Source organism: Duganella sp. CT11-25 (genome assembly GCF_047302815.1).
GTDB lineage: Bacteria > Pseudomonadota > Gammaproteobacteria > Burkholderiales > Burkholderiaceae_D > Rugamonas.
This window is the reverse complement of the sequence record NZ_JBKBFD010000001.1, coordinates 5,436,571-5,458,052: the sequence shown is the minus strand read 5'-3', so window position 1 is coordinate 5,458,052 and position 21,482 is coordinate 5,436,571. Positions and strand designations below refer to the sequence as shown.

Below are 21,482 nucleotides of genomic sequence, written 5' to 3'. Positions count from 1 at the left end.
TTATTTAGCGTTGGTTTGCAACCAGAACGTGACCGGGCCGTCGTTGGTCAGGCTGACCTTCATGTCGGCGCCAAAGCGGCCGGTCTGCACCACGGCGTGCTTCAGCCGCGCCTGCTCGACGAAATAATTGAACAGGCGCAAGCCGTCGGCCGGCGCGGCGGCGGGCGTGAACGACGGCCGCGTGCCGGACTTGGTGTCGGCCGCCAGCGTGAATTGCGGCACCAGCAGCAGGCCGCCGGCGGTATCGGTGACGCTGCGGTTCATCTTGCCGGCCTCGTCCGCGAAAACGCGGTAGCCCAGCAGTTTGGCCAGCAGCGCGTCCGCTTCCTTTTGCGTATCGTTGCGCTCGGCGCACACCAGCACCATCAATCCGGCCCCGATGGCGCCTATCGTCGCGCCATCGACCACCACGCTGGCGCTGCTGACGCGTTGCAGCAGCCCGATCATGCCGTCAGCGTGACGCGCGCGAACTTGCGCTTGCCCACTTGCAGCACGAAGCTGCCGGCGTCGATCTTGAGCGCCTTGTCGCTGACGACGGCGCCGTCGATGCGCACGCCGCCCTGGTCGATCATGCGCATCGCCTCCGAAGTGGACGGGCACAGGCCGGCCATCTTCAGCAGTTGCGGGATGCCGACCGGCGCGCCGCCCAGCGCCACTTCCGGCACGTCGTCCGGAATGCCGCCCTTGGAGCGGTTGACGAAGTCGGCCAGCGCATCCTCGGCCGCCTGCCGCGAATGGAAGCGCGCGACGATTTCCTGGGCGATCGCCACCTTGGCGTCGCGCGGGTTCCTGCCGCCGTCGATTTCCGCCTTCAGCGCGGCGACGTCGGCGATCGAGCGGAACGACAGCAGATTGAAGTATTTCCACATCATGTCATCGGAAATGCTCATGATCTTGGCGAACATGGTGTTGCCAGGCTCGGTGATGCCGATATAGTTGTTCTTCGACTTGGACATCTTGTCGACGCCGTCCAGGCCTTCCAGCAGCGGCATGGTCAAAATGCACTGCGGCTCCTGGTCATAATCCTTCTGCAGCTCGCGGCCAACAAGCAAGTTAAATTTCTGGTCTGTTCCACCTAGCTCAAGGTCTGACTTCAAAGCGACCGAATCGTAGCCTTGCATCAACGGATAAAGGAACTCATGGACGGCGATCGGTGTCCCACTCTTGAACCGCTTGCTGAAATCGTCGCGTTCCATCATGCGCGCCACGGTGTAATGCGAGGCCAGCTTGATCAGTCCGCGCGCGCCCAGCGGATCGCACCATTCGGAGTTGTAGCGAATTTCAGTCCTGGCCGGGTCCAGCACCAGCGAGGCCTGCTTGAAATACGTCATGGCGTTTTGCTCGACCTGCTCCTTGGTCAGCGGCGGACGGGTGGCATTGCGGCCGGACGGATCGCCGATCATGGAGGTGAAGTCGCCGATCAGAAAAATCACCTGGTGGCCCAGGTCCTGCAACTGACGCATCTTGTTCAGCACAACGGTGTGGCCAAGGTGCAGGTCGGGTGCGGTAGGATCCAGGCCCAGCTTGATGCGCAGCGGTACGCCGCTCTGTTCCGAGCGCGCCAGCTTCTGGGCGAACTCGCTTTCAATCAGCAACTCGTCGACACCGCGTTTGGTGATGGCGAGGGCCTCCTGGACCTTATCAGTCAATGGCAACGCTTTAGAGGGGGCCGCAGGTGTCGAAGAAGAGATAGTCATAATTTTTAAACGGAATTTCCAGAAAAAGGTAGGCAGCGTCAGGAGTTTGTTATAATCCTCGATCCATCAATCTTGCCGTACGAAAACGAACTTAAACAATAATTATAAGAAATAAAACGTTCCTGAATAGTTCAAGCGGCAAATTTTAACTGATTGCATGAACCAAATACATAAATTCACGAGCTCACGCTTGTTCAGTCTGCTAGGTTCTACGCGCAAGGCGCGCATCATCAGCGCGTCTGCATTGTTTCTTGCAGTATGTGCGTTTGGTGCCGCCGGCGTAGCGCCGCTCGCCCCCGACGCCTCCGATTTGCCGGTCAAATCGGTACAGGAAGCGGTAGTCCAGCCAGACCTCGGCGCGCAGATCAACGCGCTGGAACAGCAATCCTCCAACGAGCACTTCGTTCACGAAGAGAAAATCCGGGCCGGCGACACGCTGGCCACCTTGTTGACGCGCCTGGGCGTGGACGACGACGCGGCCGAGAACTTTATCAAAAAAGACAAGGTCGCGAAAGGCGTGATGCAGCTCAAGACCGGCAAGCGCGTACAGGCGCAGACCGATGAAGAGGGCAATCTGCAGTGGCTGCGCGCCACCGTGGTCGACGGCAAGGACAATCCGGTCACCAATATCAAGGTCACCCGCAAGGGCGCGGGCTTCGTCGCGACCGAAGAAGCGGCCAAGCTGGAACGCCGTGTGGAAATGCACGCGCGCACCATCAACTCGGGCTCGCTGTACGCGGCGACCGACTCCAGCGAGGACGGCGCCAAGCTGCCGGACACCATCGTCAGGCAGATCGTCGAGATGTTCTCGACCAGCATCGACTTCCGCGGCGACCTGAAGCGCGGCGACCATTTCAATGTCGTGTATGAGACGTTCTGGCAGGATGGCGAATTCATCCGCGCGGGCCGTATCCTGGCCGGCGAGTTCACCAATAAAGGCACGACTTATCAGTCGGTGTGGTTTGAAGATCCGCAGAACAAGCAGGGCGGCGGCTACTACAGTTTTGACGGCAAGTCGCTGAAAAAGGCCTTCCTCAAATCGCCGGTGGAATTCTCGCGTATCTCGTCCGGTTTCTCGATGCGCGTGCATCCGATTTCCGGCCAGTGGAAAGCCCACAAGGGCATCGACTTCCCGGCGCCGACCGGCACCCCGATCCGCGCCTCGGGCGACGGCGTGGTGGACTTTGCCGGCAACCAGAACGGCTACGGCAACTTCGTCACGATCAAGCACTGGGCCAACTACACCACCGCTTACGCGCACATGAGCCGCTTTGCGCCTGGCATCAGAAAAGGCAGCAAGGTCAGCCAGGGCGACGTGATCGGCTATGTCGGCACCACCGGCTGGTCGACCGGCGCCCACCTGCACTACGAATTCCGCGTCGGCGGCGAAGCCAGGGACCCGGGCAAGATGAACGTGCAGGCACAGGCGCCGCTGACGGCCGCCGAAATGTCGCGCTTCAAATCCTACGCCTCGGATATGTCGCATCGCTTCGCGCTGCTGCAGCCGGGCGGCTCCGGCGGCACGCGCGTCGCGGCGAAATAATCCGCTGCATCCGCTACAGACAGGTCGCTTCGGCGGCCTGTTTTTTTATGATCATGCGCCGTTGAGGTCGCTTCTTCTGTGCGACAACACACGCAAGCTCAGGCAGAATACGCTTTTCGGTAACGGAGGCGGTCATGGCGTTGTATATCGGTTTAATGTCGGGCACCAGCCTGGACGGCGTGGACGGCGCGCTGGCGGACTTTTCCGGCGACGCCATCACGACACGGGCGGCGGCCTACATCCCCTTCCCTCCCGCGCTGCGTGCCGAACTGATGGCGCTGCAGGCCGCCGGCCCCAATGAAATCGAGCGCGAGGCGCTGGCGGCCAACCAGCTGGCGCAACACTACGCGCAATGCGTGGCGGCGCTGCTGGCCGACGCCCGGCTCCCGCCGCAAGACGTGCGCGCGGTCGCCGTGCACGGCCAGACCATACGCCACCGCCCGGAATTGGGCTTTACGCGCCAGACCAACAACCCCGCCCTGCTGGCCGAGCTGTGCGGCATCGACGTCATCGCCGACTTCCGCAGCCGCGACATCGCCGCCGGCGGCCAGGGCGCGCCGCTGGTGCCGGCCTTCCATCAAGCCTTGTTCGGCAAGGCCGGGCAGGCGCGCGTGGTGGCCAATATCGGCGGCATCTCGAATATCAGCGTGCTCGGCGGCGATGGCCGCGTGACCGGTTTCGACACCGGCCCGGGCAATGTGCTGATGGATGGCTGGATCGCCCGCCACCAAGGCAAGGAATACGATGTGGACGGCGCCTGGGCCGCGGGCGGCAAGGTGATCCCGGAATTGCTGGCGGAGTTGCTGAAGGAACCCTACCTGGCGCTGCCGGCACCGAAAAGCACCGGGCGCGACCTGTTCCACCTGGAATGGCTGGATACGCGGCTGGCAGTGCATGCCGAAGCCGCGCCGGAGCACGTGCAGCGCACGCTGGCGCGCTTCACGGCGGTGACGCTGGCCGACGCCGTCAAGGCCTATGGCGCGGGCGCCGACGCGGTCTACATCTGCGGCGGCGGCGCCTACAACGGCGTGCTGATGGATGAGCTGGGCGCGGCGCTGGGCGCCCAGGTGCTGGTGGCGTCGACGCAGGCGCTGGGCGTGGCGCCGAACCGGGTCGAGGCGCTGGCTTTCGCCTGGCTGGGCTACCGCTTCACCGAGCGGCTGGCGGGCAATCTGCCCAGCGTGACCGGCGCCAGCGGCGACCGCGTCCTGGGCGCGCTCTACCCGCGCTGAAAAAACAAACGGCGGAGCAACCGAAGTTGTCCGCCGCCGCCGCCCGCGAGGCGCGGGGTAAGACTTATACCGAGAACGACGAGCCGCAGCCGCAGGTCGAGGTCGCGGTCGGGTTCTTGATGACGAATTGCGCGCCTTCCAGGTCGTCCTTGTAGTCGATCTCGGCGCCGACCAGGTACTGGTAGCTCATCGAGTCGATCAACAGCTGAACGCCGTTCTTGACCATGGTGGTGTCGTCTTCGTTGACGATTTCGTCGAACGTGAAACCGTACTGGAAGCCGGAACATCCGCCGCCCTGCACGAAAACACGCAGTTTCAGGTCGGGATTACCCTCTTCCTCGATCAGTTGAGCGACCTTTTCGGCCGCGCTATCGGTAAAGATGATAGGCGACGGGATTACATCCAGCGATTCGGCGACAGCATTCATTTCAGACTCCTACGTGAAAACATTTAGGCCCATTATAGACCCTTGGCGTAATTTATGCTCCAGCAACCACCAAATGCGGTCCTGCGTCGGAGCTGTCGTGGTGGGTCAATCGCCCCAGCACCTGTGCGCCGCCGTGCATTTCTAAGACTTTATAGCTGACATCCCCAATGATGCGGGCTTTCGGCTGGATTTCAAGCAAGGCGGCGCAGTGCACGCCGCCCTTGATCTCGCCGTTGACGACCAGGTGGTCGCACCGTACTTCACCCTCTACGCGGGCACTCTCGCCGATCACCAGGTAGCTGGAATGCCCCGCTTCCGCGGTCACATTGCCGGTGACCTGGCCATCAATCCGCAAGCCGCCGCGAAACAACAGGTCGCCGTCGATGCGGGTAGAGGTGCCGATCAGGCTGTCCATATCGGTCATGTGTGGCTTTCTGGTCGCAAAATTGGCTGGGAATCCCTAATTTACTATCCCCATCCCACCACACTTTGATTTACGGCAGCAGCGCGATCTGCATCAAGCCGGTTGTCTCTTCTAGGCCAAACATCAGGTTCATGCACTGCACGGCCTGGCCGGAAGCGCCCTTGACCAGATTGTCCTGCACCACCAGCACGATCACGGTGTTGCCGTTGTCCGGGCGATGCAGCGCCAGGCGCAGCATGTTGGAACCGCGCGTGGAACGGGTTTCCGGGTGCGAGCCGAACGGCATCACGTCGACGAACGGCGCATCCTTGTATTGCTCTTCGAACAAGGCTTGCAGCTGTTCGTTGCTCACGTCCCTGGTCAGGCGGCCGTACAGCGTCGAATGCATGCCGCGGATCATCGGCACCAGGTGCGGCGTGAAGACCAGGCCGACCTTGTCCGAGGTGAACTTCTGCAGCTGGGCCGAGGTTTCCGGCGTGTGACGGTGGCCGGCCACGCCGTAGGCCTTGAAGTTGTCGCTGGACTCGGAGAACAGCGTGCCGATCTCCGCCTTGCGGCCGGCGCCGGACACGCCCGACTTGCAGTCGGCGATCAGCGCGCCGGCGTCGATCAGGCCGGCTTTCAGCAGCGGGTAGTAGCCCAGCTGCATGGTGGTCGGATAGCAGCCCGGATTGGCGACCAGGCGCGCGCCCTTGATGGCGTCGCGGTTCAGTTCAGCCAGGCCGTAGGCCGCTTCTTCCAGCAGGTCCGGGCAGGTGTGGTCGATCTTGTACCATTTTTCAAAGACGGCCTTGTCCTTGATACGGAAATCCGCCGCCAGGTCGATCACCTTGACGCCGGCCTTCAGCAGCGCGGGCGCCTGGGCCATGGCGACGCCGTGCGGGGTGGCGAAGAACACCACGTCGCACTTGCTCAGGTCGGCCTTGTCCGGCGACGAGAACGCGATATTCACGCGGCCGCGCAGCGATGGGAACATATCAGCCACTGGCAAGCCGTCCTCCTTGCGGGAGGTGATTGCCGTCAGTTCCACATCGGGGTGGACTGCCAACAGTCGCAGCAATTCCACTCCGGTGTATCCGGTGCCGCCGACGATGCCAACTTTGATCATGTTCTTTCCTTGAATGAGGTGATGCGTGAGAATGGGTGCCATTTTATCAGGCATGCGCTACAGGCGTATGACCGTAGCCAGATGGCAAAAAAGCCGCCCGACACAAGGCCGGCGGCTTTTTTGAGGGTGCGCCGCAAGCAGCGCACCACAGCGTAAAAATTAACGCTTCGAGAATTGTTTTGCGCGACGTGCTTTGCGCAGACCAACTTTTTTACGTTCAACTTCACGTGCATCGCGGGTAACGAAGCCGGCGCGTGCCAGATCGCCCTTCAGCGCTGCATCGTAGTCGATCAGGGCGCGGGTGATGCCGTGACGCACAGCACCTGCCTGGCCGGACTCGCCGCCGCCGTGAACGTTGACTTTGATGTCAAAACGCTCGACGTTGCCGGTCAGTTCCAGTGGTTGACGAATAACCATCAGGCCGGTTTCGCGGGAGAAGTACTCAGCCGCTGGCTTGCCGTTAACGATGATTTGGCCAGTGCCAACTTTGATAAACACACGAGCTACTGCACTCTTGCGACGGCCGGTGCCGTAATTGTAGTTACCGATCATGTCAGTTCCTTAGATTTCGAGTGCTTTAGGTTGCTGAGCAGCGTGCGGGTGCGAACCTTCAGCGTACACTTTCAGCTTCTTGATCATTGCGTAGCCCAGTGGGCCCTTCGGCAGCATGCCCTTGACGGCTTTTTCCAGAGCACGGCCTGGGAAACGCTGTTGCATTTTCAGGAAGTTGGTCTCATAGATGCCACCTGGGTAGCCCGAGTGACGGTAGTAGGTCTTCTCGGTTGCTTTGGTGCCGGTCACGCGCAGTTTGCCTGCGTTGATGATGACGATGAAATCGCCGGTATCGACGTGAGGAGTAAATTCTGGCTTGTGTTTGCCGCGCAGTCGGAGTGCCACTTCGCTGGCAACACGTCCGAGGACTTTGTCCGTCGCGTCAATCACGAACCAATCGCGCTGGACTTCATGTCCTTTTGCGGAAAAAGTTTTCATGTTGACTTCCTAAATAGTAAAACACGCTCAAATGGTGGTTCCGCCATTGCTTCAGCGGACTCGGCCTTCTTATTTACTTTCCTGAGCGAACGGAAAGCCGACAAGTATAAGCGGGAACCACCGCCGGCGTCAAGCCGCGATTGGCTCGGAAGCCGCCTCCTGTGCGCCATAGCGGAAAACATTGACGACATTGAAAGTCGTGTCCGGCACATACAGGCGTCCGCCGGCGGCGTGGATGAAGTACGGCATCCACACGCCGCCCGCGTCCGGGTACTTCTTGAACACGGAAATGCCGGTCTCGTACGTCAGGCTGCTGTCGCCGATGCGGAACACTTTCAGCGCCCGGTTGACCAAGTCGTTGACGATCAGCCGGTCGCCGTCGATGCAGACGCTGGCCGGCAGCATGAATTTCTCATAGTCAACATCGACATTGTCGCAATAGCCGAGGTAGCCGTAGCTCCACAGGCTATTGCCCTCGCGGTCGAACACGCGCAGGCAGTTGTTGAACTGGTCGCAGACGAACAGGCGGTCCTCGGCGTCGATGGCGATGTCGCAGGGCGTGAAGTCCTCGTCCGACTGCCAGCGGAAGTTCTTGCGGAACAACACGTAGCCGGTCGGCTGGATCTGCCACATCGAAATCCGGTTGTTGAGCGAGTCCGCGATATAGATCTCGCCCCGGCTGTTGACGGCGATGCCCTGCGGCGCCTTCAAGGTGCCCTCGCCGCCGATGCCCTCGCGGCCGAACGGCACGCCGTAGTTGATCAGGTAACCGGCCGGGCTGAACTGGTACATGGCCACCGTGCACAGATTGAAGTTGGTGACGAAGACGATCGGCGTGCCGGGGCAGATCTGGCCCAGCGGCGGCGTGTGCGGATAGTAGACGTCCATCGCCAGGTCGCCGGGCACGAAGAAGCCGCGCATCATGTCCTGCAGCTGGTGGTAGGGGTCGGCATCGGTATTAAAGGTTTTCAGGCACCAGTTGCCGGAATCGATGTTCAGCGACGCCCGCCCCACCCGCGCCAGCGGATCGATGCCGGTGTGGGTGCGGAACTGGTCGTACCAGTATTGATAGACGCGGGTGGTGGCCGTCGCCCACTGGTCCATCCAGCTGCCGACGCCGACATCGCGCGGCGCGGCGCGGCGTTCGGGGTCGATGCCGATCACCGCCGTCATGCAATTGAATTGCGAGGTGCGGCGCAGCCGGTCCTGGTCGTCGCGCCGGTGGCCCACCGATTCGATCAGCAGCGCGTCCTCCTCGCCGCTCACGCGCGGGATGCGCACCTTGATCACGCTGGAGGCGAACGGCTCGCTGATGAAGTACACGTCCGGCTCGTCGGCCGCGCAGATCTGGTAGGGGCCGACGAACACCACATCCTCCAGCGCGCCGTAGACAAAGTCGGACAGCGAATGCACCGGCTCCGGCTTGTGGTTCCACAGCGGCAGCAAGCCGTCGACCACCGTCTGCAGCTTGCCGTCCAGGTCGTAGACGGCGATGGCGTTCTCGATATGGCCGGGCACCATCACGCGGTCGCCGATCACGCACACCGAGCGCATCACGTTGAACTTGCCGATGCCGGTGGGCTTGCCGTGCTGGTGCAACATCACCGTGTCGTGCGGCGACTGCACCACGCCGTCGACGATCGGCCAGTCGGTGCTGATCTTCAGCACTTCATAGTGGCCGGTGTTGGCGAGGTAGAGATTGCCCTGCGTATCGCTGGCGATGCCTTGCGGCCACAGCAACTGATGCTTGACGCCCGGCCCGCCGACGTAGCGGAACTGCGTGACGAACTTGCCGTCCAAGGTGAACTTGACGCAGCGGCTGGCCAGGTCGTCCTCCGTGTGGAAGAACTCGTCGCAGACATAGAGGTAGTCGATGCCGTCGCGCTCGCGCACGATGGTGATGCCGTTCGGATCGGACAGCGCGGCATAGGTGTCGTCGCCTTCGCCGAAAATAAAGTCCAGCCACACCTCGTGCTCGTCGTAGGCGTAGGCCACCACGCGGCCGTGGCCCATGTCGGTGCAATACATGATCTGGTAGGCGGGATGGGGGCACACATGGAAAGGCATCAGCAGGCGCGGCGCGGCCGGGGCCGCCTCGCCCGGACCTTCTATCACGTGCAGCAACTCGGAGAGATCGGCCGAGAACACCAGCATGCGGCTGTTGCCGGTATCGCAGACCCACAGCCGGCCGTAACTATCGGCATGCACGCCGACCGGGGAATTGAGGGTGAAGTCGTCGGCCAGCAGGCCGGTCGGCGTGGTGCCGGGCTCAGTCAGGTCGCCATACGAACAGAGGTATTTGATAGCCTGGTCCATCGGAACTCTCCTTGAGATTGCTCAATAAAGCGCAGGAAATTATCCGATGCTGCGCCGCAATAGACAAGTGAAAAAACCTCATGCAAGCCACTCCCGGCCAGACTCCTTTACAATATGGGCAACGATTTTCAACGGAGAGAATGATGGAGTGCAAAGTCAGCTGGAATGGCCCGTCGGGCATGAGTTTCCTGGCCCAGACCGGTTCCGGTCACCTGGTCAACATGGATGGCGCGCCCGAGGGCGGCGGTCACAACCTGGCGCCGCGCCCGATGGAAATGGTGCTGCTCGGCACCGGCGGCTGCACGGCGTACGACGTGGTGCTGATTTTGAAGAAGGGCCGCGCCGACATTCGCGGCTGCGAGTGCACGCTGAAGGCGGAGCGCGCGGATAGCGATCCGAAAGTCTTCACCAAGATCAACTTCCACTTCATCGTCACCGGCAAGGGATTGAAACCGGAAGCCGTCGAGCGCGCGATCACGCTGTCGCACGACAAATACTGCTCGGCCTCGATCATGCTCGGCAAGACCGCCGAGATCACGCACTCGTTCGAGATCATCGAAGCCGCATAAAGTTCCCGGTGTCAGTGCCGACATTCGGACAATGTCCGAATGTCGGCACTGACACCGGACTTTTAGATGTAATACGCGGTGCTGGTCATGACCTTGCCCATCACCGTCATCACCGCCTGCACCGGCGCCGGCGTTTGCGTGGCGCCCAAGGCTTGCGCGGCGGCGCCGTGCTCGATCTCGTCGATGCGCATCTGGTCGACGATCGCGCGCGACTTGGCGTCCTGCGGCGGCAGCTGGTCCAGATGGCTTGCCAGGTGCGCTTCGACCTGGCGCTCCGTCTCCACCACAAAACCCAGGCTGCGCGCATCGCCCAGCACCGCCGCCACCGTGCCCAGCGCATACGCGCCGGCATAGAACAGCGGGTTCAGCACGCTGGTGTGCGAATTCAATTCGGCCAGCCGCTGCGCGGTCCAGGCCAGGTGGTCTTCCTCTTCCCGGCTGGAATGCTCGAACTGCACGCGGATCGCTTCGGTGCGGGCGAAGCGCGCCTGCGCGTTGTACAAGGCTTGCGCGCACACTTCGCCCACATGGTTGACCCGCATCAGGCCGGCGCTGTGGCGCCGCTCGGCTTCGCTCAGCTCGCCATCGGCCGCATGCAGCGCCGGCGTCGGCCGCGATGCCGAGGCGACGCCTGCAATCACGCGCAGCGCCTTGTCGGCGCCGGCGATGAAACGATCCAGGGGAGTGTGATGATATGCGGCCATGAGCGAGCTCGGATTCGATGGAAAGTCCCATTATAAGGGACGTCCGCCTCAGCTTGCGTCGGCCGCCTCGCGCAACTGGCGCTGGCGCTCGATGTAGTCGGCCACCGGGCCGCGCACGTCGATGCCGGAGATATCCTTGGCCACGCCCAGGTTCAGGCCCAGCAGGAAGGGGATGTTTTCGACCGGCACTTCGGTGCAATGCTCGGCGAAGGCTTTCAGGAAGCGCTTCGATTCCACCACCGGCACCACCTTTTCGCCGCTCATGTATTGCAGGATGCTGGTGATGCTGTGGCCCTTGCCTATGGTCTGGTAGATGAAGCGGTTGAATTCGCGGTCCAGCTGCGTGAAGTCCAGGGTTTCCTTGGTCATCAGGCCGGACAGGTAATACAGCCCCAGCGCCACGCGGAAGAAACCGGTGGATTCGATGCGGTCCACGCCGCAATGGGTGACCGCCAGTATTTTTTCCTTCAATTGCGGATTCATTTTTTCCTTCGCTCCCTTGTGCGACTATAGCAAAGATATCAGCACAGTTTGTATCGCTGGTTGCTTGCGTGCCGGAATTTTTGCATGCTATTCTTGAAACTTTCCCACGAGAGGCGGCGCGATGATCGAAGTAAAGGGCTTGGCCAAACGCTTCCGCCTGCCATCCCGTGGCGGCAAAACCGCGCAGGCGCGCGATCCGCGCGACCACGACGGCTGGTTCCACGCGGTGCGCGATGTCGGCTTCCGCTGCGCGCCCGGCGAAGTGCTGGGCCTGCTCGGTCCCAACGGCGCCGGCAAGACCACCACGCTGCGCCTGCTCTCGACCGCGCTGAAGCCGGACGCCGGCAGCATCCATGCCAACGGCGTCGACCTGCTGGCCGATCCGCTGCTGGCGCGCCAGCAGATCGGCTTCCTGTCCGGCAGCACCGGCCTGTACGGCCGCCTGACCGCGCGCGAAAACATCGAATACTTCGGCCGCCTGCACGGCATGAGCCCGGCTTACCTGAAGCGCCGCTGCGACGAACTGTTCGAGCTGCTGCAAATGCACGAGTTCGGCAACAAGCGGGCCGACCAGCTGTCCACCGGCATGCGGCAGAAATGCTCGATCGCCCGCACCGTGGTGCACGAGCCGCACATCGTCATCCTCGACGAGCCGACCACCGGCCTGGACGTGATGTCGGCCAAGATCCTGCTGGACTTCATCGCCAGCTACAAGGCGCTGCGGGTGCCGCTGATCTTCTCCACCCACCACCTGCACGAGGTGGAAAAGCTGTGCGACCGCGTCTGCATCATCAACCACGGCAAGACCGCCTTCCACGGCACGGTCGACGAGCTGCGCCACTTGGGCGGCAGCGCCGATCTGTACGACGCCTTTGTCGGCGTCGTCAACCAGGGAGGCTGAACCATGTGGACCATCTATCTCAAGGAATTGCTGGAGCTGGCGCGCGACCGCAGGACCTTTTTCTTCACCGTGTTCGTGCCGGTGTTTGCGATGCCGCTGATCTTTGGCGGCTTCGGCTATCTGTCGTCGAGCATGTTCAAGCAGGCCAGCCAGGCCGAGATGGCCTACTCGATTTTCGGCAAGGAACACGCGCCGCAGCTGGCCGCGCGCTTCGCCAGGGAAAAGGGCTTCCATGAAGTCGCGCTGGCCACGCCGGCCGAGATCAAGGCCGCGATCGGCGCCGACCGCATCAAGTTCGCGCTGGTGATCCCCTCCGGCCTGGAGGGCGAACTGGCCGCGCACCGCCAGGGCATCATCCAGCTGCACTACAACAGCGCGGTGACGGTCGACCTGACCCGCAAGCGCGTGATGTCGGTGATCGGCGGCCAGAACCGCGAGCTGCGCGAGCAGGCCTTGTCCGAGCTCAAGCTCAACAGGACCCAGCTGAACTTCGCGCTCGATCCGATCACGCTGGAAGACCATTCCACCGCCGACAAGCGCGAGCAGATGGGCGCCGTGATCGGCGGCATGCTGCCCTACATCCTGCTGATGGTGTGCCTGATGTCGGCGATGTATCCGGCGATCGACACCGGCGCCGGCGAAAAGGAGCGAGGCACGCTGGAAACGCTGCTGCTGGCGCCGGTCTCGCGCACCGCCATCGTGGTGGCCAAGTTCCTGGTGCTGTTCAGCATCGGCCTGACCTCGGCGCTGCTGATGATCTTCAGCATGGGCGGGCTGCTGTTCTTCTTCGGCCCGATGGTGGGCGGCGACATGGTGCAGATGGTGCGCGCCATCGGCCTGCTGGACCTGGCGATGGTGGCGCTGATGCTGGTGCCGACCGCCGCCATCTTCGCCTCGATCCTGCTGTCGATCTCGGTCTACGCCAAAAGCTACAAGGAGGCGGCCGGGCTGATCTCGCCGCTGATCATCGTCACCGTACTGCCGACCCTGGTTGCGCTGCTGCCCGGCGTCGAGCTGAACTGGAAATGGGCGATGGTGCCGCTGACCAACGTCTCGCTGGCGATGAAGGAACTGGTCAAGGGCACGATGGACTACAGCATGTTTTCCGTGATCTTAATGTCAACTACGCTGACGGCCTGCGCGCTGCTGGCCCTGTGCCGCTGGTGGTTCAACCGCGAGCAGGTTTTGTTCAGGAATTGATTAAGTTGTCTATTCAACCACCCACCTTCCGCGACGGTCTGTTCCGCCAATTCTGCACTCTGGCGCGCCGTTTCCGCCGACTATCGCAATGGCGCCCCATCCATAGGGCAAATTCAATACAATGCCATCATGTGAAAAGTGTATGGCCGTGCAGAAATGCCCGCCATGCACAGGCAGAATCCTTCAGGAGTTAGCATGGAATTAAGCATCAGCAACTTGTCTAAAACCTACGGCAATGGCGTCGTGGCGCTGGACAATATCTCGCTCACCATCCCGACCGGGATGTTCGGCTTGCTCGGCCCCAACGGCGCCGGCAAATCGACGCTGATGCGCACATTGGCAACTTTGCAAGAATGCGATTCGGGCTCGGTGTTCTTCGGCGACCTCGACGTGCTGGATGAAAAAGACGAGCTGCGCCGCCTGCTCGGCTATCTGCCGCAGGACTTCGGCGTCTACCCGAAAGTCACCGCCTACGAGCTGCTGGACCATTTCGCCGTCCTCAAGGGCCTGAGCAACCGCAACCGCCGGCGCGAAGTGGTCGACGGCCTGCTGCAGCAAACCAATCTGTTCGACGTGCGCCACCAGCGCCTGGGCGGCTTCTCGGGCGGCATGCGCCAGCGCTTCGGCATCGCCCAGGCGCTGCTCGGCGATCCCAAGCTGATCATCGTCGACGAGCCGACCGCCGGCCTCGACCCGCAAGAACGGGTGCGCTTCCACAACCTGCTGTCCGACATCGGCGAAGACAAGACCGTGATCCTGTCGACCCACATCGTCAGCGACGTCGCCGACCTGTGCGCCAACATGGCGATCATCAACAAGGGCCACCTGCTGCTGTGCGGGCCGACGCAGGAACTGATCCACGACGTCAGCGACAAGATCTGGGCCCGCTTCATCGACAAGCGCGACCTGCAATCGTTCCAGCTGCGCCATCCGGTGATCTCGTCGCGCCTGCTGTCCGGCCGCACCCTGATCCACGTCTACAGCGAGACCGATCCCGGCGACGGTTTCGAGGAAGCCATCGGCGACCTGGAGGATGTCTACTTCGCCACCATCGCCGGCCGCCATCGCGCCGCGGCCACCTGCGATTAAGGGCGGCGCCATGTTAGCCATCGCCCTCTTTGAAGCGCGACAGCGCCTCAAGCTGCTCTCGACCTGGGTTTATTTCGCCGGTTTCCTGGCGTTGTCCATGCTGTGGATGATGGCCGCCGGCGGCTTCTTCAAGGAAGCTTCCGTCACCTTCGGCAGCCAGCTGATCGACTCGCCGCGCTCGCTGATGTTCACCACCAGCTTCCTCGGCTCGCTGGGCGTGATCGTCATGGCCGCCATGATGGGCCGCTCGATCCAGCAAGACTTCGAGTACGACATGCAGCACTTCTTCTTCAGCGCGCCGATCCGGAAACACGAGTACATGTTCGGCCGCTTCCTCGGCGCCTACCTGACCCTGGCCGTGATCTTCACCAGCATCCTGCTGGGCGCGTGGCTGGGCAGTTTCATTCCCGGCGTCGATCCGGAACGGCTGGGCCGCCCGGACGCGCTGGCCTACCTGATGCCCTACCTGACGGTGATCCTGCCCAACATCTTCATCTTCGGCGCCGTCTTCTTCATCCTGGCCGCGCTGACGCGGCGCATGCTGCCGGTCTACATCTCCAGCGTGGTCATGCTGATCGGCTACATCGTCGCCCCCGGACTGGCGCGCGACCTCGACTACAAGACGCTGGCCGCGCTGATAGACCCGTTCGGCACCACCGCCGTCATCCGCCTGACCGAATACTGGCCCATCATCGAGCGCAACACGCGCATGGTTTGGCTGGAAGACGTGTATTTGCTGAACCGCGTGATCTGGGGTTCGTTCGCGCTGGCCGGCCTGCTGCTCGGCTACTGGCGCTTCCACTTCATCGCCACCATCGACAGCGGCGCCGGCAGCACCAGCCGCGGCGAAGGCGAGATCCCGCTGCACCTGTCCGCCACCTCCACCAGCACGCAGGAAACGCCGGACTTCCAGGCCCGCAGCCTGGGCTGGCTGCTGCTGAAGATGAGCTGGCTGAACCTGCGCGAAACCACCAAGAACATCTATTTCCTGGTGATCGTGCTGGCCGGCGTGCTGATGATGCTGGCCAGCGCGCTGGACATGGGCTCGATGTTCGGCACCACCACCTACCCGGTCACCTACCTGGTGCTGGAATCGGTGTCGGAAACCTTCGCGCTGTTCATGATGGTGATCACCACCTTCTACGCCGGCGAGCTGGTGTGGCGCGAGCGCGAGGCGCGCATGTCGCAGATGCTGGACGCGCTGCCGATCCCGAGCTGGCTGCCGCTGCTGGCCAAGCTGTTCGCGCTGATCGGCCTGCAGGCCCTGCTGATGGTGGTCGTGATGTTGTGCGGCATGGCTATCCAGATCGCCAAAGGCTATTTCATCCTCGAACCGGGGCTGTACTTCTACCACCTGTTCCTGCTGCAGCTGCCGGGCTATGCGCTGGTGGCGGTGCTGGCGATCGCGCTGCAAGTACTGATCAACCAGCGCTACATCGCCTACTTCGTGATGATCGTCTATTACATCGTCAGCGTCACGGCCGGCACGGTCGGCCTGGACAATCCGATGCTCATCTACGGCAACATGCCGAGCTTCATCTATTCGGCGATGAACGGCTACGGCCACTTCATCGCCCGCGAGCGCTGGTTCGAAGCCTACTGGGGCGGCGCCGCCCTGCTGCTGGCGGTGGCCTCGCTACTGTTCTGGTCGCGCGGCACCAACGACGGCTGGCGCCAGCGCCTGCAACTGGCGCGCCACGCGCTGACCGTGCCGGTGCTGACCATGGCGGCGGTGGGCCTGCTGATCTTCGGCACCGCCGGCGGCGTGCTGTTCTACAACCTGCACATCGCCAACTGCTACAAATCGGCCTACCGCAAGGACACCGAGAAGGCCGACTACGAGCGCAAGTACAAGAAATACGCCGCCATCCCGCAGCCGCGCATCACCGACGTCAAGCTGGACGTGGCGATCATGCCGGAACAGCGCAGCCTGCTGGTCAAGGGCCGCTACGTGCTGCAGAATAAAACCACGCAGCCGATCAACGACGTGATCGTCTACCAGGACAACACCGTCACGCAGTACCACGTGCGTTTCAGCCAGGAAGTGCGCAACGGCCTGCAGGATGACGAGCTGGGCTTCTACAGCTACAAGCTGGCCAAGCCGCTGGTGCCGGGCGCGCAGCTGGCGATGGACTTCGAAGTGAGCTATGCGCCGCAAGGCATCCTCGGCATGGGCCAGGATACGCCGGTGGTGGCCAACGGCACCTTCTTCAACAACAGCTACATGCCGCACATCGGCTACCAGCAGCAGGTCGAGCTGAACGACGCGCGCGACCGCAAGAAGCACGAACTGCCGCCGCGCGAACGCATGCTGCCGCGCGACGACGCCGGCGGCCTGGCCAACAACTTCGCCGGCAACGACGCCGACTGGATCAGCTTTGACGCCACCGTCAGCACCAGCGCCGACCAGACCGCCATCGCGCCGGGCACGCTGGTCAAGGACTGGGTCAGCAAGGGCCGCCGCTACTTCCACTACAAGATGGAGCAGCCGATACTGAACTTCTACGCCTTCCAGTCGGCGCACTACCTGGTCAAGCGCGACTGGTGGCAAGACGTCGGCATCGAGCTCTACTACCATCCCGGCCACGAGTACAACCTCGACCGCATGGACAAGGGCATCAAGGAATCGCTGGATTACTACACCCGCAACTTCGGCCCGTACCAGCACAAGCTGGTGCGCATCGTCGAATTCCCGCGCTACGCCACGTTCGCGCAATCGTATCCGAACACCATTCCGTATTCCGAATCGCTGGGCTTCATCGCCAAGGTCAACGACAAGAATCCGAAGGACATCGACTACCCGTTCTACATCACCGCGCATGAAGTGGCGCACCAGTGGTGGGGCCACCAGCTGGTCGGCGGCAACACGCGCGGCAGCAGCGTGCTGAGCGAAACGCTGGCCGAGTACTCGGCGCTGATGGTGATGAAGAAGAGTTTCGGCGCCAACAAGATGCGGCGCTTCCTGCACTACGACCTGGACCAGTATCTGATGGGCCGCGCGCTGGAGCGCAAGAAGGAATTGCCGCTGGCCGAGAACGAAAACCAGAACTATATCCAGTACCGCAAGGGCAGCCTGGCCATGTACCAGCTGCAAGACATCCTGGGCGAGGCCAAGGTCAACACCGCGCTGAAGGACATGCTGGCGCAGCATGGCCGCAGCAGCGGGCCGTACCCGAGCGTCAACGTGCTGGTCGATGCGCTGCGCAAGGTCACGCCGGCGGACCAGGCCTACCTGATCGACGACCTGTTCAACCAGATCGTGCTGTATGAAAACCACGCGGTATTGGCGACGGCGCGCAAGCTCAGCGACGGCAAGTATGAAGTCTCGTTCGTCGTCAGCGCGGCCAAGGTGCGCGCCAACGACCAGGGCGAAGAGAAGGATGCCGCGCTCAAGGACTGGATCGACATCGGCGTCGACGACAAGGACGGCAACAGCCTGCTGCGCGAGCGCAAGCTGATCGACCGCAAGGAAAACAACTACACGGTGATCGTCAGCGGCCGTCCGGCCAAGGCCGGCATCGACCCGGACAACAAGCTCATCGACCGCAAGCCCGACGACAACATGATCAACATCGAGCTGCAGGCGCAATAAAAACAACTCCGGGGGCCGCTCCGAAAGGAGCGCCCCCCGGATTTTTTAGACGCCGAGGCGCAGGCGCTGGGCGGCGCCGCGGCGCGCTGCCGGGGCCTCGGCCAGCTTGAATACCGCCACCACTTGGGTCAGCGCATCGGCCTGGTCGTGCAGCGAGGCGGCGGCGGCGGCGGCTTCTTCCACCAGCGCGGCGTTCTGCTGCGTGACCTGGTCCATCTGGCCGATCGCCTGGTTGACCTGCTCGATGCCGGAACTCTGCTCCAGGCTGGCCGAGGTGATTTCGCCCATGATGTCGGTCACGCGCTGGATGCTCTCCACCACTTCGCTCATCGTCACGCCGGCCTGCGTGACCAGCGCGCTGCCCGCGTCGACCTTCTGCAGCGAGTCGTCGATCAGCGTCTTGATTTCCTTGGCGGCCGTCGCGCTGCGCTGCGCCAGGCTGCGCACTTCGGTCGCCACCACCGCGAAGCCGCGGCCCTGCTCGCCCGCCCGCGCAGCTTCCACGGCGGCGTTCAGCGCCAGGATGTTGGTCTGGAAGGCGATGCCGTCGATGACGCTGATGATGTCGACAATCTTGCGCGCCGAGCCGTTGATCGCATCCATCGTGCTCACCACTTCCGATACCACGCCGCCGCCGCGCTGGGCGACTTCCGAGGCGGTGACCGCCAGCTGGTTGGCCTGGCGCGCATTGTCGGCGTTCTGCTTCACGGTCGAGGTCAGCTCTTCCATCGACGATGCGGTTTCTTCCAGGCTGGACGCCTGTTCTTCGGTGCGGCCCGACAGGTCCAGGTTGCCGGCGGCGATCTGGCTCGATGCGCTGGAAATGCTTTCCGTACCGTTGCGCACTTCGGTCACGATGCCGATCAGGCCATCGTTCATCTTTTGCAAGGCTTCCAGCAGGCGGCCGGTCTCGTCCTTTGTGGTCACTTCGATGTGCGAGGTCAAATCCTTGTTGGCCACGGCGACGGCGATGTCCACCGCTTTGCTCAGCGGTATGGTGATGCCGCGCGTCAAACGCCAGGCGCAGACGACGCCCAGCGCCAGCACGACCAGGCCGAAGATGATCATGAAGCGGCGGCTGTTCTCGTACACGTTTTCAATCGACGCCGCGTTGGCGTCGATGCTCTTGCGCTGCAAGTCCAGCAGGCTGCTCAGCGATTGCAGGTAAGCCTTGCCGTCCGGCGTGAAGCGCTTGTTCAGCAATTCTTCCGCCTCTTCCAGCTTGCCTTCTTTTTTCAGCGTCACGATGCCGTCGCGCGAGGCGAGGTAACGTTTGCGGTTTGCCATCATTTCCGTGAACAGCGTCTTTTCCTCGGCGCTGTCCAGCAGCGGTTCGACTTTCTTCTGCAGGCCGTTGACCTCGGCGGTCGATGCGGCGGTCTCCTCGGCAAAGAACGGCCCCAGCGACGGATCCGAGCTCTTCGAGATGGCCGACGTGCGGCGCACGCTGGTGTGGATCAGGCGATACCAGTCGCTGATCATGCGTTCCTTGGCCAGCGGCTGCTGCATCATGTCGCGGGTGGCTTCCGCCACGGTTTGCATGTGGCCGATGCCGATCACGGTCATCAACGTCATCAACGCCAATACCAAGCCAAAGCCCGCGGCAAGGCGCGTGCCGATTTTCATATTATTCATGATAGAGATTGCCGGTGAAGGCAATGTTGGAAAATAAAGAAGGTTATTTCTATTGAAACTGCGAATCGGGCGGGAGATTTGAAGTTGCCCTAAAGAATCAATAGTTTAGCACAGCAACTAGTTTACTGCTGGCGTGTGACTAGGCGGTGACTTGCAACGAGCTGACCAGCCCGGCGTTGAACGAATTGGCGATCACCGTGCCGGCCAGGTTGGGGTTGACCTTGAGCAGTTCCGCCCAGTTGGCCGACGCCTGCTCGGACAAGCCGCTCACCGTGCCGGCGCCGGTATAGACGCCGGAGCCGGAAGCGCTGGTCGCCAGCGTCGAGACGATGCCCTGGTCGAGCGCCTGCTGGGCCGTGCCGGAGGTGTCGACGTTGCTGCCCTCTTCGGGAATGCTGACCGGCTCTGCCACCGTGCCGGCCTGCCGCAGGGTATCGAGCAAGCCGCTCGGCGAGTACACCGCGGCGCCGGTCGATCCGCCCAGCGAGGCCACCACCGCCGACTGCGCCGACAGGCTGACCGCCGCGGACGACAACGCTCCGGCCGCCGTGGGGGACACGGTGGGCACGTACGGCTGGTAAGCCGCGTTGGAGGTGACGGTATTGAGCGTGACGGTCATGATGGCTTCAATATAGATGTTCAGGCCGCCAGATGCAAGCGTGCACTGCGTTCCAGCGTCGCCGCCAGTTCGCGCTGCCAGGCGCTGGCCCGCACGTGATTCCAGACCAAGGTCACCTGCTCGACGCACTCGAAGGCGCAATCCGTGACATGAATGCGGCGCAGTTCGGGATCGGCCAGCGCGAAGTCCGGCAGGTAGGCCAGCGCGGCGCCGGATTTGACCAGCATGAGCAGCAATTGCAGATCGTCGGTCCAGTAGCGGATCTTGCGCGGCAGTTGGTCGTCGCGCCAGCCGTCGGAACGGGGGCCGCGCTGCACGCCGCAGAACATGGAGCGCGACGGGCAGGCGAAGTCGTGGACCAGCACCTCGGCGGTGGACGCCGCCAGCAACGGCGCCGGCGGCAACGACGTCACCAGCGGATGCCGCGCGCCCGCCATCAGATGCAGGGTGACGCTGCCCAGCGGCGTCGCGGTCCACTCCTCGGACCAGTGCTCGCCGCGCCCCTCGATGACGTCGTTGGTGACGATGGCGGCGTTGACATCGCCGCGAGCCAGCGCCGCCAGCGCTTCATCCTCGAACATCGCCTGCATGCGCAGGCTGCCCTCGGGGTAGGCGCTCAAGGCTTGCGACAGCACCTGCCCGTGGCGCCACAACAGGATCGCCGGCCCGCCGACGCGGCTGTCGATGGCGGCGCGCTCGCCCATCAAGTCCACCTTGGCCTGGTCGGCCAGCGCCAGCAGCGTCTGCGCGCGGCCCAGCAGCAACTGGCCGCTGTCGTTCAGCACCAGCTGCTTGTTGCTGCGGTCGAACAGCGGCTTGCCCAGGCTGTCCTCCAGCCGCTTGATCGCCTTGGAGACGGCCGACGGCGTCAAATGCATTTCCAGCGCGGCAGCCCCCAGCGAGGGCCGGTGCGCGGCACTGACGAAGATGCGCAGGTCGCTGAGATTCATGAT

General features: G+C 62.8%; 20 protein-coding genes. 7 read left to right on the top strand and 13 right to left on the bottom strand.

Annotated features, from left to right (window positions below; all coding sequences use genetic code 11):
* Both dtd and tyrS read right to left on the bottom strand, forming a co-directional pair.
* Entirely contained in the window at positions 1–447 is a 447-nt protein-coding gene (dtd, locus tag ACEN9F_RS23535) for a D-aminoacyl-tRNA deacylase (RefSeq protein WP_413423847.1), read from the bottom strand.
* Positions 444–1,697, bottom strand: coding sequence for a tyrosine--tRNA ligase (gene tyrS / locus ACEN9F_RS23530; RefSeq protein WP_413423845.1), 1,254 nt, complete (start codon positions 1,695–1,697; stop codon positions 444–446). Before tyrS ends, dtd begins: the two co-directional genes overlap by 4 nt.
* Positions 1,698–1,854: 157 nt before the next feature.
* Here tyrS and ACEN9F_RS23525 point away from each other — a divergent pair, with 157 nt between their 5' ends.
* Both ACEN9F_RS23525 and ACEN9F_RS23520 read left to right on the top strand, forming a co-directional pair.
* Positions 1,855–3,240 (top strand): peptidoglycan DD-metalloendopeptidase family protein, encoded by a 1,386-nt coding sequence (locus ACEN9F_RS23525; protein ID WP_413423843.1) that lies wholly within the window; start codon positions 1,855–1,857, stop codon positions 3,238–3,240.
* Positions 3,241–3,374: 134 nt separating this feature from the next.
* Entirely contained in the window at positions 3,375–4,472 is a 1,098-nt protein-coding gene (locus tag ACEN9F_RS23520) for an anhydro-N-acetylmuramic acid kinase (RefSeq protein ID WP_413423841.1), read from the top strand.
* Positions 4,473–4,536: 64 nt separating this feature from the next.
* On the opposite strand, the gene erpA is transcribed toward ACEN9F_RS23520, so the two are convergent.
* From erpA to ACEN9F_RS23490, 6 genes are all read right to left on the bottom strand, one after another.
* Positions 4,537–4,899: an iron-sulfur cluster insertion protein ErpA gene (erpA, locus tag ACEN9F_RS23515; protein ID WP_008445143.1), complete on the bottom strand. Its 363-nt coding sequence runs from the start codon at positions 4,897–4,899 to the stop codon at positions 4,537–4,539.
* Positions 4,900–4,951: 52 nt separating this feature from the next.
* A complete protein-coding gene (locus ACEN9F_RS23510) occupies positions 4,952–5,323 on the bottom strand; it encodes a bactofilin family protein (RefSeq protein WP_413423839.1) in 372 nt (123 codons plus the stop codon).
* Between the two features lie 70 nt (positions 5,324–5,393).
* Positions 5,394–6,431 carry an N-acetyl-gamma-glutamyl-phosphate reductase gene (gene argC, locus ACEN9F_RS23505; RefSeq protein WP_413423837.1) on the bottom strand — a complete coding sequence of 346 codons (1,038 nt, stop codon included), beginning with the start codon at positions 6,429–6,431 and terminating at the stop codon, positions 5,394–5,396.
* 159 nt (positions 6,432–6,590) lie between these two features.
* A complete protein-coding gene (gene rpsI / locus ACEN9F_RS23500; RefSeq protein ID WP_008445137.1) occupies positions 6,591–6,983 on the bottom strand; it encodes a 30S ribosomal protein S9 in 393 nt (130 codons plus the stop codon).
* A 9-nt stretch (positions 6,984–6,992) separates the two neighbouring features.
* The gene (gene rplM / locus ACEN9F_RS23495; RefSeq protein ID WP_056157909.1) at positions 6,993–7,421 is read right to left on the bottom strand and encodes a 50S ribosomal protein L13; all 429 of its coding nucleotides are present in this window, start codon (positions 7,419–7,421) and stop codon (positions 6,993–6,995) included.
* A gap of 129 nt (positions 7,422–7,550) precedes the next feature.
* On the bottom strand, positions 7,551–9,737 hold the full coding sequence (locus tag ACEN9F_RS23490) for an NHL repeat-containing protein (RefSeq protein WP_413423834.1): 2,187 nt from the start codon (positions 9,735–9,737) through the stop codon (positions 7,551–7,553).
* A 143-nt stretch (positions 9,738–9,880) separates the two neighbouring features.
* On the opposite strand from ACEN9F_RS23490, the gene ACEN9F_RS23485 reads away from it, so the two are divergent.
* Complete coding sequence (locus tag ACEN9F_RS23485) at positions 9,881–10,306, top strand: OsmC family protein (RefSeq protein WP_413427159.1); 426 nt, start codon at positions 9,881–9,883, stop codon at positions 10,304–10,306.
* 62 nt (positions 10,307–10,368) lie between these two features.
* Here the strand turns inward: ACEN9F_RS23485 and coq7 are convergent, their stop codons facing one another.
* Both coq7 and ACEN9F_RS23475 read right to left on the bottom strand, forming a co-directional pair.
* Positions 10,369–11,010: a 2-polyprenyl-3-methyl-6-methoxy-1,4-benzoquinone monooxygenase gene (coq7, locus tag ACEN9F_RS23480; protein WP_413423832.1), complete on the bottom strand. Its 642-nt coding sequence runs from the start codon at positions 11,008–11,010 to the stop codon at positions 10,369–10,371.
* Positions 11,011–11,058: 48 nt separating this feature from the next.
* Entirely contained in the window at positions 11,059–11,493 is a 435-nt protein-coding gene (locus ACEN9F_RS23475) for a hypothetical protein (protein ID WP_413423830.1), read from the bottom strand.
* A gap of 121 nt (positions 11,494–11,614) precedes the next feature.
* Here ACEN9F_RS23475 and ACEN9F_RS23470 point away from each other — a divergent pair, with 121 nt between their 5' ends.
* The 4 genes from ACEN9F_RS23470 to ACEN9F_RS23455 all read left to right on the top strand — a co-directional run bounded on the left by ACEN9F_RS23470 (position 11,615) and on the right by ACEN9F_RS23455 (position 18,275).
* Positions 11,615–12,394, top strand: coding sequence for an ATP-binding cassette domain-containing protein (locus tag ACEN9F_RS23470; RefSeq protein ID WP_413423828.1), 780 nt, complete (start codon positions 11,615–11,617; stop codon positions 12,392–12,394).
* A 3-nt stretch (positions 12,395–12,397) separates the two neighbouring features.
* A complete protein-coding gene (locus tag ACEN9F_RS23465; RefSeq protein ID WP_413423826.1) occupies positions 12,398–13,594 on the top strand; it encodes an ABC transporter permease subunit in 1,197 nt (398 codons plus the stop codon).
* 195 nt (positions 13,595–13,789) lie between these two features.
* Complete coding sequence (locus tag ACEN9F_RS23460) at positions 13,790–14,683, top strand: ABC transporter ATP-binding protein (RefSeq protein ID WP_413423824.1); 894 nt, start codon at positions 13,790–13,792, stop codon at positions 14,681–14,683.
* Positions 14,684–14,693: 10 nt separating this feature from the next.
* The gene (locus ACEN9F_RS23455; protein ID WP_413423822.1) at positions 14,694–18,275 is read left to right on the top strand and encodes a M1 family aminopeptidase; all 3,582 of its coding nucleotides are present in this window, start codon (positions 14,694–14,696) and stop codon (positions 18,273–18,275) included.
* Between the two features lie 45 nt (positions 18,276–18,320).
* Here the strand turns inward: ACEN9F_RS23455 and ACEN9F_RS23450 are convergent, their stop codons facing one another.
* The 3 genes from ACEN9F_RS23450 to ACEN9F_RS23440 form a co-directional block, all read right to left on the bottom strand.
* On the bottom strand, positions 18,321–19,910 hold the full coding sequence (locus ACEN9F_RS23450; protein ID WP_413423820.1) for a methyl-accepting chemotaxis protein: 1,590 nt from the start codon (positions 19,908–19,910) through the stop codon (positions 18,321–18,323).
* A 139-nt stretch (positions 19,911–20,049) separates the two neighbouring features.
* Complete coding sequence (locus ACEN9F_RS23445) at positions 20,050–20,529, bottom strand: hypothetical protein (protein WP_413423818.1); 480 nt, start codon at positions 20,527–20,529, stop codon at positions 20,050–20,052.
* A gap of 20 nt (positions 20,530–20,549) precedes the next feature.
* A complete protein-coding gene (locus ACEN9F_RS23440) occupies positions 20,550–21,479 on the bottom strand; it encodes a LysR family transcriptional regulator (protein WP_413423816.1) in 930 nt (309 codons plus the stop codon).
* Positions 21,480–21,482: the final 3 nt, after the last annotated feature.